The following is a 19,516-nucleotide window of genomic DNA, read 5'->3' on the forward strand; positions in this document are numbered from 1 at the left end:
TTCGCGGTTAAGCCGGGTTTACAGCGACGTCAACGAGCGGATGACGCGTGTTGACTAATTCGACTAATTTTCGGCTATCTACATGCGTATAAATTTGCGTGGTAGTAATATCCGCATGGCCTAATAATAACTGCAAGACTCGCAAATCCGCGCCTCCTTCTAATAAATGCGTAGCAAAAGCATGGCGTAAGACATGAGGGCTTACTCTTTCACGGGGTAAATCGGCCTCTACCGCTAAAGCTTTGATTAACTGATAGAGCCTAATACGGCTAATATGCCCTTTACCTGATGGAAAAAGCCATAGACTTTTTGCCGGTACGTGTATTAACCATGCTGCAATAGCTTCTGTAGCTCTGTCTGATACCGGTACTAAACGCTCACGTTCTCCCTTCCCCTTCAAAATAAGAAAGGGCTGTTTTCGTTTAAATGCCTGTTTTGGCAAAGAAACAAGCTCGCTTGCTCTTAAGCCGGAACCATAAAGCAATTCGACCAAAGCAATCAACCGTAACGTCGCAGGCGAAGGGTCAAGACAACGGCGTTGATCTAAAACGGTAAACAAGCGATCGACTTCTTCGACGGTCAGAATCTTGGGTAAAACCCGTGCAATGCCCGATTGGGGTAATGCCGCCGAAGGATCATCAGAACGAAAGCCTTCTTCTACCAAAAAAGCATAAAAATGCTTTAATGCCGCCGATTTTCGAGCAACAGTATTTCGCGCATAGCGAGACCAGGCTTCTCCCAAACGCAAAAGATCATCACTCTCTGCCTGCACCAACCCTTTTTCTATCTGTTCAGAAGCCAACCGTAGATCACTGCCATACGCCATCAATGTATTGGGAGAAGATCCGACTTCTGCCGACATCATTTCTAGAAAACGGGCAATAAGCGCCCTATCTAACGATAAGGATTCGTTTTTTTGGGCCTCTGTCATCCGGCTATCTTCAGTTTAGAAGAGAATATTTCTAAAAATTGCTGTATCATTATTCTATATAATTCTATGTCCGGCTCATCATTTCAGCCGCTATCATCCGTGCTTCGCTATCGAGGCCGACATTCTCCATAGCGGCTAGCATATGATAAAAAGAAGAGGGTGCTACCATACGCCAAGGGCGATTTTGCATCCCAATAGCTACTAATAACGCTACTGTTGCAGGCGCATGATGCAACGAAGCCCGATCCAAAGCCGCAATCCAACCATTATGATCTGAAAAAGAAAGGTCGTAATGCTGTTGTAACCATGCACTATCCTCTTGATTGATTCGTTTTAAGGCTGCCAGTGCAGCAATGGCCATTTGAGCGCGCCATGGATCATTACGGCTACTCCGTTCTATAAAACCACGAACGCGATTACGGCTGAAATCAACCACTGGATCGGGGGCACCAATCGCTAATAATATCCAAGACGAATCGCTCTCTTCCTCCGGCATTGCTTTGACAACTGATGCCCATCGCGAGGCTGCCCGATCAAAACCAGCCGAAAGCATCGAGGCTACTAGATGCGGTATCACAGTATGATAGGACGAGGACGGCGATATATAGCTAGCGGCGCGGGCAGTTAAAATCATACCTGCATAATGATCATCGGCTTCATTTCCTGCAGCAATAAGCGATTCAACCGCTTTTACCCGATTATCGGCATACCGATCAGTATAAGCCTGTTTCAGGTTAGGCACATCTTCGGAAATCGTAGTATCATTAGCATCATGATCGCTATCATTGCTGGTTAAGGAAGAATAAAAATCTACTAGGGCCGCATTAGAAAAGACCCCAGAAACCGCAGCTTTTCGGACAGCGCCTAATCGGGCTTTGATGGGCAACATCGCCGCGCGTGCCATAAAAGAGGCAAAAGCAGGATTAACCCCATTATAAAGATAGTCAGGTAAAACAACACCCGCAGCCGTTGCCATACCATAACGCCAAAAGGTCAGATGACCTATATCGTTACGCCCAATATGGATGCTGTGATCGTCATGGCTGCCCACAATCGCAATTTTTTGCGCTAGCCGCCGATCAGTTTGATCACCCTTATAATTCGCACGACTGAATAACCAACTGGAAAGCGCCCCTTCACCACTAAGACCTGCACAAAGGGCTTTGACCAAAGTTTCGTTAATATCCTTAATATCAGTATTATCATGGAGCAAAGGCAACAACGGACATAAACCCGCAGGATCGGCAGTGGCTAAAATAGTATGGAGGGTAGCCTCTAATAGGGCATTATTAGAAGTAGAAAGGCCTGTTTGTTGAAGAATATCACTCTGTTGAACCAGCGCCCGCGCAGCATCAGCCTCCCCTAATTGTAATAAAAGTTCAGAACGCGCGGCTACCCACGCTTGAGCCTCAACTGATTTTGGGGTTCCAACTTTTAGCAATAAAGCCCGACGTAGCGTAATTTCTGCCCAACGTGAGGCCAAAGGCGTATCGACATGTTGCATCAAGGCTATTAAATAGCGACCGGAAAAATCGCCCCAACCCGCTTGTAAATTACCCGCTTTTTGACGTGTAATCAGACCGGTTGCGGCTGAATAGGGATAAAATCCTTCTTTTTTTTCAATTTTTTCTTTTTTTTCTATCCTAATAGGATGTTTTAACGCATTAACTGAATAAGGCGATAAAGATGCAGCATGGCTCTGTGCAAAACAGGCGTCAGTTGCTATGCCTCCGACCAGTATCAAAAATGACAGGAAGAAAACCCATTGCCGCCGATAATGAACAGCCATGGGTCTCATTCCCTTTTTTGCCTGATTTGGAAGGGCTATCTTAATGGGCAAGAACGTCATTACCGACGTTTTTTTCTATAGACCGAATCGGAACTTCAAAATGCATGAAGCCGAGGCTGAGAAAGCCGACAATCAATATCAATATGATTACCGACAAGAAAGCGCGTAAAATTGTCATATCACTCCCCAAAAGTCAGCAAAATTCACTAACTTATTCATCAACCTAGGTAATTGTGTAATCTCATTTCTTTCGTGTATAGCGTCTTGGCCATGCTGCAAAGCCCTTCTTCTCATCCTTATCCACGCACAATTACCTTGATCGGTATGATGGGCGTTGGCAAGTCCACTATTGGCCGTCGTCTGGCCTGTCGTCTTAACATGCCTTTTTCAGATTCTGATATAGAAATCGAAGAGGCCGCTGGACAGACCATTAGTGAGATATTTGCCCGTTTTGGTGAATCCCATTTTCGTGATGGGGAGCGCCGTGTTATCTCACGTCTTATTGCGGGTGAGCCTAAAATCCTAGCCGTTGGTGGAGGTGCCTTCATGGATGAAGAAACCCGCCAGCTCGTTTTAGAAAAAACACTCGCTATATGGATCAAGGCCGATGTCGATGTATTAGCCGAACGAATCACTAAGCGAGAAGATCGGCCTTTATTGATAGGGCATGATATTCGAACCCGACTTCAGGAACTGGCTGCAGTCAGGGATAAATTTTATGCGATGGCGCCGTTGCATGTATGGACTGGGGCGCAACCGCATGAAGAAATGGTGGATGCAATTATGATGGCTTTACCGCGATGATGAAAGAAACGCTTGATATAACCTCTGTGCCCATTGATCTTGGCAGTCACAGCTATAAAATCGATATTGGAGCTGGTCTTTTTCAATCAGCGGGTTCGATTTTACAGCCTTATACCCGCCAAAATCGTTTAGTTGTCATTACTGACGAAAATGTAGCACGGTGCCAGCTCCCTGAATTGGAAAAGGCTCTGAATAACGCTGACATTACAGTAGATGCGATCATTTTACCCGCGGGGGAAAGCACAAAAAGCTGGCATCATTTAGCAGAACTGTGTGATCAATTGATTCGTCGGGGTATTGAACGCCGCGATGCGATTGTGGCTCTGGGTGGCGGCGTTATTGGCGATTTGGTAGGTTTTGCGGCTGCTATCTTGAAACGGGGTTGTCGGTTTATTCAGATTCCGACCAGTCTTTTAGCGCAAGTGGATTCTTCTGTCGGGGGTAAAACCGCTATTAACTGTGAAGCGGGTAAGAATCTGATCGGTGCTTTTCATCAACCAGTTTTTGTGCTGATTGATCCTAACGCACTTGATACTTTACCGATCCGTCAGGTTCGGGCTGGTTACGGCGAAGTTATTAAATATGGCCTGATTGATGACGCTGCATTTTTTGAGTGGTGTGAACAATATGGCACAGATTTAATTTCTGGCGATAAGGCTGCCCGTCATTATGCCATTGAGCACAGTATTCGCGCCAAAGCGGCTATCGTCGCAGAAGATGAAAAAGAATTAAGCGGGAAACGGGCGCTTCTTAATCTGGGCCATACTTTTGGCCATGCCTTAGAGGCAGATACTGGATTTTCTGAAAAATTATTTCATGGTGAAGCTGTGGCCGCCGGTTCTGCTTTGGCCTTCGGTTTTTCAGCAGTGAAAAACTTGGCACCTAAAGAGGATGCGGCACGGGTAATTCATCATTTAAGGGTTATGGGGCTTCCCGCCAGTTTGGAAGAGGCAGGTGTGAAGGCCTCCGGTAAAGAACTGGTGGCCCATATGATGCACGACAAAAAGATGGAGGGCGGACAGCTTCCATTCTTATTAGTACAGGGTATCGGCCAAACTTTTCTTGATCGGCACGTTAATCTCGATGAAGTGGCGCGTTTTCTGGATAGTGATATCGCCCGTAGAGGGGAAATCTAAACAAAGCGCACAAATTTCCCCATATGCCTTTGTTTTGTGCCGTTTGATCTGTTTTTGATTAAACGGCATATTATTCTCATAGTGAATATTTTAATATTGAATCTGATCTTCTTTATTTATTCTGCTTTCGGCTTTGTATACCATGCTGAATAGGCTACTGCGAACCAACCCAAAATCATCAGAAAACCCCCAATCGGGGCAAAATGCGCCAGAAATTTTGGTGCACCAAAGGCTAATGCATAAAGCGTAAAAGAAAAAATGCCGGAGCCTACTAAAAGAAGAATAGCAGGACAGCGGGCTGAAATTTTAGTTTGAACGGCTATAACGGCTACAGCATGGATTAACTGAAACTCAGCGCCGGTTTTCATCCAGTTTGCCGCTTGCACGTGACCTTGAAAGGCATGAGCGCCAGCCGCACCCGCAGCGACAGCTAAAGCTGCAAATAAGGCAGCAAGGGTGATAATCGGCTCTCGTTTCATCGTTAAGCACCCTTAATGTTCATTTGAGCCTCTATAAAGACTCGAGCTTTTCTATTTCCATCTTAGAAGCAATAGCGGTTTCAAAAGCAGCAATAGCGGCGTCGAAAGGCAAACAAATGGCTCCATGGCGACCGGTGTGGGGACGGGCAGGCTCAAAAATCATCAGACCCGGCCATGTACCACTATCGGGACGAATGCCCGCTAAAAAATCAGCCAAGGCCTGACGGGCGGTTTTAATTTCGTCTAAAGAACGGCCTATAATATGTTGGCCTAGTAAAGCCGCAGAAGCTTGGCCTAAAGCGCAAGCGGATACATCCATACCGACAGCCGTAATTTTTTCATCTCTATCAATACAGATGTCAAAATCTATATGACTACCACAAATAGGGGCACGTTTTTTTGCCCGTCCATCCGCCTTTTCCAATCGATCTTCATAAGGAATGGATGTGGCTAGCCGAAGAATATCGCGGGTATAAAGCGTTTCTGCCATGGTAAACCTATAGATAAGCAGACCGAAAAGCGATCTATCTGTTATCAGTTTAACGAATTTTGGTAATTCTGCCCATAGGGTGAGATAATTTTCTGTCTGTTATTTTAATCATTTAAGAGAAAAAACAGGCTTATTTCCTCTAAAAATAGCCCTTAAACCAACCAGGCCAACAAGAAATTGGATACGCATTTTTAGCTGGAATGTCCTAAAGAATGAGGCGTCATCTTTTTCTTAACAGGCGGTGATGAGGTAGAAATATCTTGATCTTCAGGGGTGCACTCTCCCTCTTCAGCGAAAAATAAGTCTTCAAGATGTGTTCTCATTAATCGCTTTTGAGAGGCAATCACTTTATCCGAAGGCCAACCATCATTCTTTTCTTCCTGCCCTGATTGTCTAATCTGACTGCCCAGCCAAAGCGGATCAGGAAAACCGGTATAATCCAAAATAGCGGAACTGCCGCTTTTTAACCATGGATAGCTAACAGCTGACGCTAACCATAAAGGCGGGCGATGTTTATAATTTTTAGAAAAGGTAGAGTTTGCCAGTATAACCATTAGAAAAAGACATTCGGCAATAATAGCGCCTTTTATCAATCCAAACCCACCCCCCAAAACTCGATCAGGAAAGGCGAGAAAAGAACGTCGAACTTTAGCCCCGATATTATCAGATAACCATTGTCCTAGAAAATAAACAACGACAAACAGTAAAACAAAGGCTATCAGACTAGAACCGAAAATACCGACACCAAGCCAGCGGTGAAGTTGGCTTGCAACGGCGATATGCCCCATTCTGACAGCGATAATAGCCGCTATCCATGAAAAAAGGGATAAAGCAGCGCCGATAAAACCACGCCAAAATCCCATAAAAGCAGTTATAACTAATAAAGCCATAACCATTAAATCAACTGGATGAAAATTGGCCATTAACGTCCTAGTAAATGATCGACACACGCACCAAGCGTAGAAAAAGAAGAAACAGCGATATTGTCAACTGTTTCACCAATTTTAGGCGCCATAGCCTTAGAAAAACCTAATTTGGCCGCCTCTCGCAATCGAAGCCGGCTGTGCGCAACAGGACGAATTTCCCCGGATAGAGCTATTTCACCAAAAGCTACGGTATCAGAAGAAACAGGGCGTTCCGCCAAGGCAGAAATCAATGCCACGGCCACCGCAAGATCAGCCGCAGGGTCAGTCACCCGATAGCCGCCAGCGACATTCAAATAAACTTCAGCGGACGAAAAATTAAGGCCACAACGGGCTTCTAAAACGGCCAAAATCATCGCCAGACGTCCCGAATCCCATCCGACGACGGCACGTCTTGGGGTGGCTCCACTGGAAAGCCGCACCGTCAATGCCTGCATCTCAACCAGAACTGGACGAATCCCTTCCATAGCTGGAAAGACGATCGCCCCGCTCATATTTTCATCTCTTGAGGTTAAAAACAAACTGCTGGGGTTGGTGACTTCAGAAAGGCCTTCCTCGGCCATTGAAAAAACGCCAATTTCTTCAGTGCCACCAAAACGGTTTTTAGTCGTCCGCAAAATTCGGTATTGGTGACTACGTTCACCTTCAAAACTTAAAACCGTATCCACCATATGTTCCAAGACACGGGGGCCTGCAATGGCACCATCTTTCGTGACATGACCAACCAGAATTAAAGCTACGCCCGCTTCTTTTGCAAAACGAATCAATTCTTGAGAGGACGCCCGAACTTGACTGACGGTTCCCGGAGCCCCTTCGATCATATCCGAATACATGGTCTGAATAGAATCGATTATCAGGAAATCAATGGCAGGTAGTTGTTCTAAGGTCGCCAGAATATCACGCACTGAAGACGCGGCGGCTAATTGAACAGGGGCTTGTCCAAAACCTAAACGCTTTGCACGCAGTCGTATTTGATCGACTGCCTCTTCACCGGATATATAAACCACCTTTTTATTGGCTAGAGCCAAACGAACAGCAGCTTGTAATAACAGGGTTGATTTACCAATCCCCGGATCACCACCAATCAAGGTAGCAGATCCTGCAACAAAGCCTCCTCCTAAGACCCTGTCAAATTCGGCAATTTCTGTTACCATTCGGTCAGGAAGGGGCTGATCTGTATCAAGATTGCCAAGCATGACAAGGTTACCACCACTTCGGAGGTTGTGGCGGGTTGAAAAAGGCGTTTTTGGCGCAATTTTTTCTTCAACCAAGCTGTTCCATGCACCACAATCGACGCATTGCCCCTGCCATTTCGTGGCAACTGCGCCACAAGATTGACAGATATATCGTTTCTGTTGTCGAGCCATGGTTTTTCATACGAACATAAAGCGAACATGACAAGTAATCGTGCTATTTTGACCTTGCTTGATGAAAAACAATAAGAGAGGATGTTCGGTATGCAATTCTTACGTACAATGTTCGCGGCGGTTTTGTTCGCCATTTTCCTTACTTTTTGTGCTAGCAATTATAATGTTTCCGTTAAACTTCAGATGTGGCCGGGATGGGAAGCTGATATTAATGTCGTTCTTTTATTACTCATTGTCTTTTTAATTGGCCTGATGCCCGCCCTACTTTATCATAGTGCATCTCGCTGGAATTGGCGGCGAAGGATTGACAAGCTTAATCGTCAGATTGAAGATATGCAGCCAGAAAACCCGCCGTTAGTGACGCCGCCGTTAGGTGAAGATGGCACCCCGCGTCCCGGCCAATAGAGTTATAATTTACTGTGTCCCATGCTGATTTACTGAATCCCGTTTACGTTGCGCTTGATACCCCTAATCTCAAACAGGCTGAAAAATTAGCTTCCACGCTTCAGCCTTATGTAGGGGGTATCAAGCTGGGGCTTGAATTTTTCATGGCCCATGGTCGCTATGGGGTAGAGGCTATCGCCGATAAAGGGCTGCCCATTTTTCTTGATTTAAAATTCCATGATATTCCGAATACAGTAGCCTCAGCCGTAAAAGCATTTTTCCAAGCCTCAAGCTGTGCACCGGCAATTATGACCGTACATGCGGCAGGGGGCGAAGCCATGATGCGGGCGGCAAAACAGGCCGCCGATAAAGGCACAAAAATAGTCGGTGTTACTATTCTTACTAGCCTTGATCAAAGCGATCTGGGTGCTATCGGTATGACAGGAACGCCTTCTTCTCAAGTCGCTAAACTGGCTAATTTAGCCCGCAGAGCAGGCCTTGATGGTATTGTTTGTTCCGGTGCCGAAGTAGAAGAAGTCTATAAAGAATGGCGTGATGGCTTTTTTGTTGTTCCCGGAGTGCGACCTATCGATACGGTCGTAGGGGATCAAAAACGAGTTTGCACCCCTTCTGAGGCCTTAGCACGCGGAGCTTCTGTTCTTGTTATTGGTCGCCCGATTACACAAGCAGAGGCACCCCTTGAAGTCGCATCAGCCATTGCGAAACAATTACGCCATAAATAAAGAGCATCCTTAAAAAAATTGTGACCGGATGGATAAGATCGTTTAGAGACCTCTTATCTCTCTGGTTATTTGAATAACGTTAGCCGATAATCAAGTCGGAACGTAGGAAGCTGTTTTATGTCGGTTCGCACCAAGATATGTGGCATATCCACACCGGAAACTCTGCTGGCTGCGGTCAAAAACGGCGCAAGCCACATCGGTTTTGTTTTTTTTGAAAAAAGTCCGCGTGCTGTGCAACCGGAAATGGCTTCTATGCTTATCAATCGGATTCCCGATCATATTGATAAAATAGGCGTTTTAGTAGATCCTGATGATAATTTACTCGAAAGAGTAGTCCATGCTGGTTTAACAGGCTTTCAGCTTCATGGTCATGAAACACCCGAACGGGTCGCTTTTATCCGCCGAACATTTCCTAAGGTAAAAATATGGAAAGCGCTTCCTATCACCCGCAGTCAGGATCTCGACCAGACACTGCATTATCGTGGTCTGGTCGATCGCGTACTTTACGATGCGCGTACCGATGGCGCATTACCCGGTGGAATGGGCAAGCGCTTCGACTGGCGTTTACTCAAAGACTATAACCATCCCATGGCATGGGCTTTATCAGGCGGTCTTGATGCCGATAATATTGCTCAGGCTGTCGCTATCACCGGTGCTGAACTGGTCGATGTTTCTTCGGGTGTCGAAACGGCACCCGGTATCAAGGATATGGACAAGATTGCCCAATTCCTTCAAGCGGTTCGTCTATTATGAAACACACAACTTCTGTTCTTCCAAACTCTTTGCGGGCGCAACCCGATACAAACGGCCATTTTGGCCAATTCGGAGGACGCTATGTCCCCGAAACCCTGATGCCTCTGATTTTAGAATTAGATCAGGAATATCGGCGTGCCATCAAGGACCCCGCCTTTATTGCTGAACGGGATGATCTTTTAGAACATTACGTTGGGCGTCCCAGCCCCCTTTATTTTGCAGCACGTCTGACAGAAGCATGGGGTGGGGCTAAGGTTTATCTGAAACGCGAAGACTTAAATCACACCGGCGCCCATAAAATTAATAATTGCATCGGTCAGATTCTTCTTGCCAAAAGAATGGGTAAAACCCGCGTCATTGCTGAAACGGGTGCCGGTCAACATGGCGTGGCAACAGCAACGGTTGCCGCTCGCTTTGGTCTTTCTTGCACTGTCTTTATGGGAGAACTGGATACAGAACGGCAGCAACCGAATGTTTTCCGAATGAAATTGCTAGGGGCAGAGGTTCGGCCAGTCAAAGCGGGTGCACGTACGTTAAAAGACGCCATGAATGAAGCGTTGAGAGATTGGGTCGCCCATATTGACGATACTTTCTATATTTTGGGGACAGCAGCGGGCCCCCATCCCTATCCAGAATTAGTGCGCGACTTTCAGTCGGTGATTGGCCGTGAAGCGCGGGAACAAATCCAAAAAGCAGAAAAGCGCTTACCCGATTTATTGATTGCCGCTGTGGGCGGCGGTTCCAATGCAATCGGTCTTTTTCACCCTTTCCTTGACGATACGAATGTTGCCATGGTTGGGGTAGAAGCCGCCGGTGAAGGTCTTGAAACAGGCCGTCACGCTGCCAGTTTAAACGGTGGAGCGCCGGGAATTGTCCATGGGAATCGCACTTATTTGTTATATGATGAAAACGGGCAGATCAAAGATGCACACTCCATTTCAGCAGGGCTCGATTACCCCGGAATAGGCCCTGAACACAGCTGGTTGAAAGATATAAAGCGTGTAAAATACGAAACTATTACCGATGATGAAGCAATTGAAGCGTTTCAAACTCTTTGCCGATTAGAAGGGATTATTCCAGCATTGGAATCTTCTCACGCTTTGGCAGCGGCGGCAAAAATTGCGCCGACGATGGATAAAGACAAGATTATTATTGTTAATCTTTCGGGACGAGGTGATAAAGATATTTTCACAGTGGCCCGCCATTTAGGGGTTACATTATGAGCCGGATTACAGACGTTTTTGCAAAAGCCAAAAAAGACAATCGTGCTGCTTTGATTGCTTTTATTACAGCGGGCGACCCTACCCCTGATAAAACCCCTGATTTGCTGGATAAATTGGTGGAAAATGGGGTCGACATTATCGAATTAGGGATGCCTTTTTCCGATCCGATGGCCGATGGCCCCGCTATCCAAAAGGCTAATCTGCGGGCTTTAGCGGCCAAAACCAGTCATGATGATATTTTTGCTATTGCGGCCGATTTTAGAAAGCGGCATCCTAATACGCCTCTGATTTTAATGGGCTATGCCAATACAATGACTTTTAAGGGAAGTGATGACTTCTCAAGTCGGGCTAAAAAATCAGGCATAGACGGGGTTATTTGCGTCGACATCCCCCCCGAAGAAGATGCAACATTAGGGATCGATATTCGGAAATATGGATTAGATATGATCCGGCTGGCAACCCCCACCAGCGATGAAAAAAGGCTAAAAACTATTCTCCATGGTGCTACGGGCTTTTTATACTATGTTTCCGTCGCTGGTGTCACAGGCTTACAGCAAGCAACAGAAGCGAGCATAACTTCTGCTATGGACCGCATCAAGGCAGTAACAGATTTACCCGTGGCAGTTGGTTTTGGTATCAGAACGGCTGAACAAGCGGCAGCGGTTGCTCAAAAAGCCGATGCGGTTGTCGTTGGGTCTGCTTTTGTCAACAAGATTGAAGACGCTGTTCGTCAAAACCAAGACCCAGCCCCTGCCTTAGCCCAGCTAGCACAAATGCTTAGTACGGCTGTCTGTCATGCGCGCAAGGAGAAAGTAGCATGACATGGCTTGAAAAAGTCCGAAACAAAATAACCTTTATTGTAAAACGGGAAACCCCGGATAACCTTTGGCATCGTTGTCCGGGCTGTAAGACGATGATCTTCAACAAAGAGTATGAAGAGAATTTATCAGTCTGCCCGAAATGTGGCTATCATGGCCGTATCGGTAGCCGTGCACGTTTTGATTTTCTTTTTGACGAGGGTGATTACAGCGTCTTGCCACCGCCCGTTGTTGCAGAAGACCCGTTAAAATTTCGGGATACCAAGCGTTATGCGGATCGTTTGAAAGCTGCCCGTACAAAATCAGGCGAAAATGATGCCCTTCTTAATGCCCAAGGGTTATTTGGAGGACGACAAACCATCATCGGGGTGCAAGATTTTTCCTTTATGGGGGGATCTATGGGACTGGCCGTTGGAAGTGCTTTTGTTGCCGGTATAAGAGCGGCGATCCGACATCAATCACCCTATATTATTTTTACGGCAGCGGGTGGAGCGCGTATGCAGGAAGGGATTTTATCCTTAATGCAGATGCCAAGAACGACAGCGGCTATTGCTGAATTAAAGGAAGCGGGTCTCCCTTATATTGTCGTTTTGACCGATCCTACCACGGGCGGTGTTACCGCATCTTATGCTATGTTGGGAGATATTCAGATTGCAGAACCGGGGGCTTTGATCGGTTTTGCCGGTCAAAGGGTGATTGAATCAACTATTCGGGAAAAGCTTCCAGATGGTTTTCAGCGCGCTGAATATTTACTAGAGCATGGTATGATCGATATGGTCGTACCCCGGTCAGAACTGCGTAATCGTTTGATTTCGCTTATGGATTATCTGCTTCCTGTCAGTGAACCGGCCTGACATAGCATTTTCTTTCGGGATACAGATATGGCTGATCACGCTCGTTCCGATCACCCTGCCGTCCAATCTCAATTGGACAGATTAGCACAGTTATCACCTGGTAGCGATGTTTTAGGATTAAGTCGCATTAGCGAATTGCTTAAGCGACTTGATCATCCTGAACGCCATCTACCGCCCATTTTTCATGTGGCGGGAACAAATGGTAAAGGATCAACCTGCGCTTTCTTAAGAGCTGCTATGCAAGCCGCAGGTCTATCCGTTCATGTTTATACCAGCCCTCACCTCGTTCGCTTTAACGAACGTATTCGAATAGCAGACAAACTGATTGACGATGAAACGTTAGCCGCCGTTTTAAAAGAAGTATTGGACGTTGGAGAAGATGTCGGCGCCAGTTTCTTCGAGGTAACGACGGCAGCCGCTTTTTTGGCTTTTTCACGCAAATCAGCAGATGCCTGCATTATAGAAGTAGGTCTAGGCGGAAAATTAGACGCGACTAACGTCATCTTAAATCCCGTTGCTTGCAGCATTGCGCAGCTAGGTGTGGATCATCAGTTTTTTTTAGGGAATAGCCCGGAAGATATTGCCGAAGAAAAAGCCGGTATCGCCAAAGAAAAAGTGCCGCTTCTGACGCAGAATTATGCCCCCAACATTGCCAATCGCGTTAAACATATCGCTGAGGGGAAAAAAGCAATTTGGTTGCCGCGTGGGGGCGCTTGGGAATGGGCTGTTTATCAAAATGAGCTCCATTATCGGGACGAAGCCGGAATGATTCATCTTCCTTTACCTCGTCTCAATGGTAGCCATCAAAATGATAATGCGGCGCTAGCCGTGGCTATGTTACGCCATCAAAAAGCAATCATATTACCGGAATCAGCCTATAAAGCGGCGATGGGTTGGGCATCATGGCCAGCACGTCTTCAACATTTATCTCACGGCCATTTAGTAAGAACATTGCCTGTCGGGGCGGAATTATGGATAGACGGTTGCCATAATCCAGCGGCAGCCCCTTCTACAGCGGCCTTTTTTCAAGATCATGTTGAAAAAGAGAAAAAACCTTTTCATCTCATTATGGGGATGCTGGCGAATAAAGATGCCGAGGGTGTATTACAATTTTTCTCGGATTCTCAGGCTCGTTTTTATGCGGTTCCGGTTCCCGGGCATGCGTGTTACACGCCAGAAGCGTTGGCTTCTATTGCGGAAAAATTCGGTATGTCTGCAAGAACAGCGGATAATCCAGAAAAAGCGCTTCAGTTAATTACAGAAGAGGCTAATCCTGACAACCCTCCGATTATTGCATTGATCGGCTCTCTTTACCTTGCGGGCTCCTTTTTAGACGCTAACAGAACACCCCCTGAATAAAATCCTTATCTTCATGTTGTAGTTTAAAAATTAGCTAGAGGCGATCATGCCTCTAATTTTCTGCGACTGATCGATCTACCATGCCGGCTTTCATCATAAAGGCATAAAGTAGAATACTAGGCAGCGAAATCACGGTTGTTAAAATATAATAATTTACATATCCTATGCTGTCTATCAAAGCGCCCGCTGTCGTGCCCGTCAAAAAACGACCAAGAACCCCCGCCAAGGCGCTTAGTAGAGCAAATTGGGTCGCGGTAAAACGGAGACTACATAAGGCAGAAAGATAGGCCACAATTGTTACCCCCCCGACGCCGCTTGAAAAATTCTCAAAGCTTACAGCAAAAATCAACATAGGCATCGAATGCCCACAATGGGCTAAAATGGCAAAGCTGATATTGGATATTGCCATTAAAATCAGGCTTAACATCACAGAACGCTTCATGCCCATACGTGTAAAGAGAATTCCACCCACAAAAACACCGGCTAATAAGGCAAAAAAGCCGACATTCACATCACCCAAAAGAATTTCCTGCTTTGTAAAACTAAGGCTAACTAACAAATTGCGCAGCATCAAATTAGCCATGGTGTCACCGACTTTATGCAGCAAGATAAACAGTAAAACCAACCATGCGCCCTGTCGTTTTAAAAAGTCACTGAGAGGATTAATAAAGGCAGCCAGCATATCACTCGGATTTTTCAAGGCTTGGGGTTCACGATAGCGGCTAGGCTCTCCCATAAAAACAGATGTAAAAGGGGCAATCAGGACAAAAGGGGCACAGGCGATATAGCCGACATTCCAACCCGCCTTATCCGCCAAGAATAAAGCCCCGGAACTCGCCAGAAACGCGCCGATGCGCCAACCATATTGAGATAAACCAGATCCCACACCTAAACGGGAAGGATCTAGCAATTCGATCCGATAGGCATCCAAGGTAATATCAGCCGTTGCACCGCAAAAACCAAGGACAATGGCCCAAAAAATGACCTGTTCTAAATGATGATAGGGATCAGCGAGACCTAGCATAACAATAGCAAAAGCCGTCGCTATACCACTTAACCATAACCATGCCCGGCGTTGCCCGATTGCAGAGGTTAAAAAAGGCACGGGTACGCGATCAATCAACGGTGCCCATAGCCATTTCAAACTGTACATTAACAAGGTGAGCGCAAAAGCAGAGATAGATTTTTTATCAATACCGGCATCAGATAAACGATGGGTCAAAGTTGCAGCTAATAAGGTATAAGGTACCCCAGATGCAATACCGAGAAAAAACGCGGCTAGAGAAGTTTTTTCAAAATAAGGTATGATTGCTGTTTCTATACGCTGCACCCAGTCCTTCATTAGTTCGCCTATTCCTTCTTATATTTCAAAAAATGAAATACTAATTTTAATAAATTATAACGAAACGTTTTTATTTAATCTGACAAATAAAAATCAGCGTTTTTTATTCTCTTTTTATTTTAATTTTCTCTTAAAAATAAAATTTCCTTTTCAAAAAAACGATTTTATTTAAAATCCTATTTCTATTAGGGGTCTTTTTCATAAAATTTGCCTTTTTCCTTTTTTTAAAAGACAGAAAGCTTTTTCAAAAAAAGAACCTTTCAATTTTCCTTGATAAAAGAGAGACATCTCTTGCCTCTTATTTTTCTTAATTCCTGTTCTGGAGAAAAGCGTGGTTAAGCGGCTTACCTTTTGGATTATAGCAGCATTAGTGGTAGGTTTGATTATAGGGACAATATTTAATCTTACTATCCATGATCAAAACTGGATAGAATATCTAGTCGACAGATTGTCTTTATTAACGCTCATTTTTCTGCGGCTGATCAAAATGATCATCGCGCCCTTGGTTTTTGCAACGTTGGTATCTGGCATTGCCCATATGGGGAATGGTAAAGAATTAGGCCGTATTGGCCTAAGAACTATGTGCTGGTTTATAGGTGCCAGCTTGTTATCCCTCGCCATGGGACTTATTCTGGTTAATCTTTTACGTCCCGGTACGGGCCTTAATTTAGTGCCTCCCGTCTCCGCGGCACCGGTTGCTCCCGCGGCGGATTTCTCTCTGAAAGATTTCATCTCGCATATGGTACCCCAGTCAATGGTGGATGCTATGGCCCATAATGAAATCCTCCAGATTGTTATTTTCTCGGTCTTTTTTGGTCTTGGTCTTGGTAGCCAAGGCAAAAAGGCAGCGCCTTTATTAAAAGGTGTCGAAGCGCTGTCAGCCGTGATGCTAAAAGTTACTAATTATGTGATGTATTTTGCCCCATTAGCCGTTTTTGCAGCAGTTACCTCGGTCATTACACAACGGGGTATCGGGGTTGTTCTGACTTATGGTTATTTTATTGGAAGCTTTTATCTGGGGCTCGCTGTTATGTGGGGCCTTATTTTATTGGTCACTCGCCTTTTGGTAGGAAAGGGTGTTTTAAATATTCTTCCACTTTTGCGTTCTCCAGCGCTTATTGCTTTTACGACTTCTTCATCTGAAGCTTCCTTACCGCCGACTTTAGAAGCCTTGGAAAAATTCGGGGTTCCCCCCCGTATTGCAGGTTTTGTGTTGCCCCTTGGATATTCTTTTAATCTCGACGGCACGATGATCTATTGTACCTTTGCAACGATGTTTATCGCGCAATCGTATAATATTCATGTCCCCATTGGACAGCAGATCATGATGCTGCTTATGCTGATGATTACTTCAAAAGGCATGGCCGGTGTGCCGCGTGCCAGTTTAGTTGTTATCGCTTCGACGCTCTCTTTTATGCAGATTCCAGAAGGGGGATTATGGCTTATTCTGGCGGTCGATCATTTCCTTGATATGGGGCGTTCAGCTACCAATGTTATTGGTAATGCAGCAGCAAGTTTAGTCATTGCCCATTGGGAAGGTGAATTAAAAATTCCTGACAAACGCGAAGTTGAAAAAATACAATCTGCCTAAAAGATTTAAATTTTTCTTCTGCATTTTTTATAGCCCGGCTCATGACAGGTCGGGCTATAATGCTCTTTTGGCGAGATTATGATTCGCCCGCCCTCTTCTCCCGATGCTAAAAGCCTCTTGTTGCTGCACAGCGTATTTAATCAGATAAGGATTTATGGTTTTCAATCGCCCTCCGAAATCCGGCAAAGGCCGGCCCCATTCTTCTTCCCGTCCTGATCGCGGAAAAACGGGTTCAGAAAATAAAAGAACTTTATCAGCAAAAACACCGAATAAAACGGGTCGGGTATTTTCTAAAAATGCTCCTCATAAAGGGTATAAATCCCCTGACAAACCTTATGGTCGTCCAACGCGGAATCCTTCTGAATCCTACACAGAAGGGCGTCGGGAAAATCGTAATTTTCATAAGAATGCCGAAAGTCACCCTTCAGATAGAGTAAGCGATAGAGGCGATTTTCAAAGAGACGGGGGTAGTTCTCGACCTAGATCTTTTGCGGATGCAAACCGAAGCCATAAAAACGAATATGCTCGGGGTAACAGCGCCCATTATTCTTTGAAGAATGCCCGAAATGACAGCAGGGATGACCGGAGAAGAGGGGATAAACCCGCATCTCGGGAAGATCGTGATTATCGGGATTCGGCTTCACGGAATAAATATTCCCGCAGTGGTAATCCGCAGGACAGGAATACGCGGCGTGATAACGGCTATGCTGCCTCGCAACAGCCGACAGATCAACGTCGCCCTTCCTTTCGAGACAAGGATAACCGTCAAGGAGGCTATGCCGCCGATCGGCGATCACCGCGTTTTTCCAATCAAGAAAGATCAGAGAGCTTTCGTGATCGGCCTCGCCGTTTTGAAGAAAATAATCGCTTTGATCGGGATAGAGAACCTCTTGGAGAAAGGCCCCGCTATAGCCAAGGCCGTGATAGGACGGGTTCTGATCGGAACAATTTTTCACCACGGGATAGAAATTTTCGCGCACAGCCGCCTCGTGATCGTGAAGCTTCGAGCTATGGCGAACCGCATCGTTACAAGGCTGAACGACCAGAAGGTTATCGCAATTATGACCGAAGCCGCGATAATCGGTCACAGGATAGCGAAAGACGTTTCGGTAGTGATAGACCGCGCAATCGCAATTTAGCGGTCAATCCTTCCTATTCACCTGATGCCCGCCCTTTCAAAAAACGGGGCAATACCGAACCCGCTTCTGCGCGAAAGCCACGCGAAAATGGACCGCAACGTATTGCTAAATTGCTATCCCGTGCGGGTATCGCTAGCCGCCGCACCGTTGAAAGAATGATCGAAGAAGGTCGGATCGCGCTTGATGGTGTTAAGATAGAGACCCCCGCTACTTTAATGACGTCCCTGACAGGGGTGACCGTTGATGGCAAATCTGTCAGCGCCCCGACAACGACCCGATTGTTTTGTTATCATAAAGCAACGGGGCTTTTGACTACAGAAAGAGATCCCGAAGGCCGTCCGACGATATATGACAGCCTTCCGCCTGATTTACCACGGGTAATGCCGGTGGGGCGCTTGGATATGAACACGGAAGGCTTGTTATTATTGACAACCAATGGGGGCTTTAAACGAGCGTTAGAATTACCGGCTACCCACATTGAGCGTTGTTATCGGGCGCGCGTTTTTGGCGATGTATCACAAGATCAGCTAGAAGAACTGATTGAAGGGGTAACGATTGATGGTGTTCAGTATGGTTCTATTGATGCCAATTTAGAACGCCGGACAGGCCGTAACGGTTGGGTAGAATTAAAATTGCATGAAGGCCGTAACCGTGAAGTACGGCGTGTATTAGGCTATCTGGGTTTACAGGTATCCCGCCTAATTCGTATCAGCTATGGCCCGTTTATGCTGGGTGACCTACCTGTCGGGGCGATCGAAGAAGTAGATGCCGGAAGCTTGATTGCTTTTCAGGCAAGCTTACCCGAAAAATCTTAAAGGATAAGCCTAAGATGAGGATTATTGCCGGAAAATGGCGTGGCCGGATGTTAAAAACGCCGAAAAGCGATGTAACCCGTCCAACGAGTGATCGTGCACGTGAAGCCCTGTTTTCAATGCTTGAAAGCCGGATGGGCAGTTTGGAAGACTTACGGGTAGCGGATATTTTTGCTGGGACGGGGGCGCTGGGCTTGGAAAGCCTGTCCCGAGGGGCGGCCTTTAGTGCCTTCGTCGAACAGGATCAAGACGCCTGCAAAATATTGCAGGCGAATATTGATATGCTGAAAGCGAAGGGTGAAACGCAAGTTTTCGCACAGCCCGTCTCTACCCTTTCCCCTGCCCGTCAGGCTTTTGATCTTTTGCTGTTTGATCCGCCTTATAATAGCGGCGGCGGTGGCGCGTTATTAGAAAAATTAACCCGCCTTGGCTGGGCTTCTCCTTCGGCATGGGCCAGCATTGAAACAGCACGAAAGGAAACAACCTCTGCCGGTGGGTGGGCCGTAGAAGCCGAACGCACTTATGGTAAATCGCGGATTACTTTATTACGTCGCCTTGCTGAGGGATAATTTTTCCATC

The 19,516-nt window shown here is 46.1% G+C and carries 19 protein-coding genes; 12 read left to right on the top strand and 7 right to left on the bottom strand.

The features are described from left to right. Window positions 1-7 precede the first annotated feature (7 nt). Together ZYMOP_RS03200 and ZYMOP_RS03205 are read right to left on the bottom strand one after the other, a co-directional pair. Window positions 8-931 (bottom strand): tyrosine-type recombinase/integrase, encoded by a 924-nt coding sequence (locus ZYMOP_RS03200; RefSeq protein ID WP_013933923.1) that lies wholly within the window; start codon window positions 929-931, stop codon window positions 8-10. Window positions 932-995: 64 nt separating this feature from the next. Continuing rightward, a complete protein-coding gene (locus tag ZYMOP_RS03205) occupies window positions 996-2,720 on the bottom strand; it encodes a hypothetical protein (protein ID WP_013933924.1) in 1,725 nt (574 codons plus the stop codon). 270 nt (window positions 2,721-2,990) lie between these two features. Between ZYMOP_RS03205 and ZYMOP_RS03210 the strand changes: the two genes are divergently transcribed. Continuing rightward, the gene (locus ZYMOP_RS03210; RefSeq protein WP_013933926.1) at window positions 2,991-3,524 is read left to right on the top strand and encodes a shikimate kinase; all 534 of its coding nucleotides are present in this window, start codon (window positions 2,991-2,993) and stop codon (window positions 3,522-3,524) included. Continuing rightward, a complete protein-coding gene (aroB, locus tag ZYMOP_RS03215) occupies window positions 3,521-4,660 on the top strand; it encodes a 3-dehydroquinate synthase (RefSeq protein WP_013933927.1) in 1,140 nt (379 codons plus the stop codon). The genes ZYMOP_RS03210 and aroB overlap by 4 nt, the downstream gene beginning before the upstream one ends. Window positions 4,661-4,776: 116 nt before the next feature. On the opposite strand, the gene ZYMOP_RS03220 is transcribed toward aroB, so the two are convergent. From ZYMOP_RS03220 to radA, 4 genes are all read right to left on the bottom strand, one after another. Next, window positions 4,777-5,139: a DUF423 domain-containing protein gene (locus ZYMOP_RS03220; protein ID WP_013933928.1), complete on the bottom strand. Its 363-nt coding sequence runs from the start codon at window positions 5,137-5,139 to the stop codon at window positions 4,777-4,779. A 31-nt stretch (window positions 5,140-5,170) separates the two neighbouring features. Further along, a complete protein-coding gene (locus ZYMOP_RS03225; protein ID WP_013933929.1) occupies window positions 5,171-5,629 on the bottom strand; it encodes an iron-sulfur cluster assembly scaffold protein in 459 nt (152 codons plus the stop codon). A gap of 191 nt (window positions 5,630-5,820) precedes the next feature. Next, window positions 5,821-6,552, bottom strand: coding sequence for a CvpA family protein (locus ZYMOP_RS03230; RefSeq protein WP_013933930.1), 732 nt, complete (start codon window positions 6,550-6,552; stop codon window positions 5,821-5,823). Further along, complete coding sequence (gene radA / locus ZYMOP_RS03235; protein WP_013933931.1) at window positions 6,552-7,919, bottom strand: DNA repair protein RadA; 1,368 nt, start codon at window positions 7,917-7,919, stop codon at window positions 6,552-6,554. The genes ZYMOP_RS03230 and radA overlap by 1 nt, the downstream gene beginning before the upstream one ends. Before the next feature lie 90 nt (window positions 7,920-8,009). Here radA and ZYMOP_RS03240 point away from each other — a divergent pair, with 90 nt between their 5' ends. The 7 genes from ZYMOP_RS03240 (at window position 8,010) to ZYMOP_RS03270 (ending at window position 14,053) form a co-directional block, all read left to right on the top strand. Next, window positions 8,010-8,324 (top strand): lipopolysaccharide assembly protein LapA domain-containing protein, encoded by a 315-nt coding sequence (locus tag ZYMOP_RS03240; protein ID WP_013933932.1) that lies wholly within the window; start codon window positions 8,010-8,012, stop codon window positions 8,322-8,324. 14 nt (window positions 8,325-8,338) lie between these two features. After that, window positions 8,339-9,046 (top strand): orotidine-5'-phosphate decarboxylase, encoded by a 708-nt coding sequence (pyrF, locus tag ZYMOP_RS03245; RefSeq protein ID WP_013933933.1) that lies wholly within the window; start codon window positions 8,339-8,341, stop codon window positions 9,044-9,046. A gap of 117 nt (window positions 9,047-9,163) precedes the next feature. Continuing rightward, window positions 9,164-9,799, top strand: coding sequence for a phosphoribosylanthranilate isomerase (locus ZYMOP_RS03250; RefSeq protein ID WP_013933934.1), 636 nt, complete (start codon window positions 9,164-9,166; stop codon window positions 9,797-9,799). Further along, the gene (gene trpB, locus ZYMOP_RS03255) at window positions 9,796-11,022 is read left to right on the top strand and encodes a tryptophan synthase subunit beta (protein ID WP_013933935.1); all 1,227 of its coding nucleotides are present in this window, start codon (window positions 9,796-9,798) and stop codon (window positions 11,020-11,022) included. Before ZYMOP_RS03250 ends, trpB begins: the two co-directional genes overlap by 4 nt. Next, window positions 11,019-11,843 (top strand): tryptophan synthase subunit alpha, encoded by an 825-nt coding sequence (gene trpA, locus ZYMOP_RS03260; RefSeq protein WP_013933936.1) that lies wholly within the window; start codon window positions 11,019-11,021, stop codon window positions 11,841-11,843. Before trpB ends, trpA begins: the two co-directional genes overlap by 4 nt. After that, complete coding sequence (gene accD / locus ZYMOP_RS03265) at window positions 11,840-12,694, top strand: acetyl-CoA carboxylase, carboxyltransferase subunit beta (RefSeq protein ID WP_013933937.1); 855 nt, start codon at window positions 11,840-11,842, stop codon at window positions 12,692-12,694. The genes trpA and accD overlap by 4 nt, the downstream gene beginning before the upstream one ends. Before the next feature lie 27 nt (window positions 12,695-12,721). Beyond that, the gene (locus ZYMOP_RS03270; RefSeq protein WP_013933938.1) at window positions 12,722-14,053 is read left to right on the top strand and encodes a bifunctional folylpolyglutamate synthase/dihydrofolate synthase; all 1,332 of its coding nucleotides are present in this window, start codon (window positions 12,722-12,724) and stop codon (window positions 14,051-14,053) included. Between the two features lie 52 nt (window positions 14,054-14,105). Here ZYMOP_RS03270 and ZYMOP_RS03275 read toward each other — a convergent pair whose 3' ends face one another. Continuing rightward, window positions 14,106-15,395, bottom strand: a complete 1,290-nt coding sequence (locus ZYMOP_RS03275; protein ID WP_013933939.1) for an AmpG family muropeptide MFS transporter — start codon at window positions 15,393-15,395, stop codon at window positions 14,106-14,108. 331 nt (window positions 15,396-15,726) lie between these two features. Between ZYMOP_RS03275 and ZYMOP_RS03285 the strand changes: the two genes are divergently transcribed. The 3 genes from ZYMOP_RS03285 to rsmD all read left to right on the top strand — a co-directional run bounded on the left by ZYMOP_RS03285 (window position 15,727) and on the right by rsmD (window position 19,506). After that, on the top strand, window positions 15,727-16,986 hold the full coding sequence (locus ZYMOP_RS03285) for a dicarboxylate/amino acid:cation symporter (RefSeq protein ID WP_013933940.1): 1,260 nt from the start codon (window positions 15,727-15,729) through the stop codon (window positions 16,984-16,986). A 154-nt stretch (window positions 16,987-17,140) separates the two neighbouring features. Then, window positions 17,141-18,940 carry a pseudouridine synthase gene (locus ZYMOP_RS03290; protein ID WP_013933941.1) on the top strand — a complete coding sequence of 600 codons (1,800 nt, stop codon included), beginning with the start codon at window positions 17,141-17,143 and terminating at the stop codon, window positions 18,938-18,940. Between the two features lie 14 nt (window positions 18,941-18,954). Next, window positions 18,955-19,506, top strand: coding sequence for a 16S rRNA (guanine(966)-N(2))-methyltransferase RsmD (gene rsmD / locus ZYMOP_RS03295; protein ID WP_013933942.1), 552 nt, complete (start codon window positions 18,955-18,957; stop codon window positions 19,504-19,506). Window positions 19,507-19,516 lie beyond the last annotated feature (10 nt).

Origin of the sequence: Zymomonas mobilis subsp. pomaceae ATCC 29192, from assembly GCF_000218875.1 — a bacterium.
GTDB classification, from domain to species: Bacteria; Pseudomonadota; Alphaproteobacteria; order Sphingomonadales; family Sphingomonadaceae; genus Zymomonas; species Zymomonas pomaceae.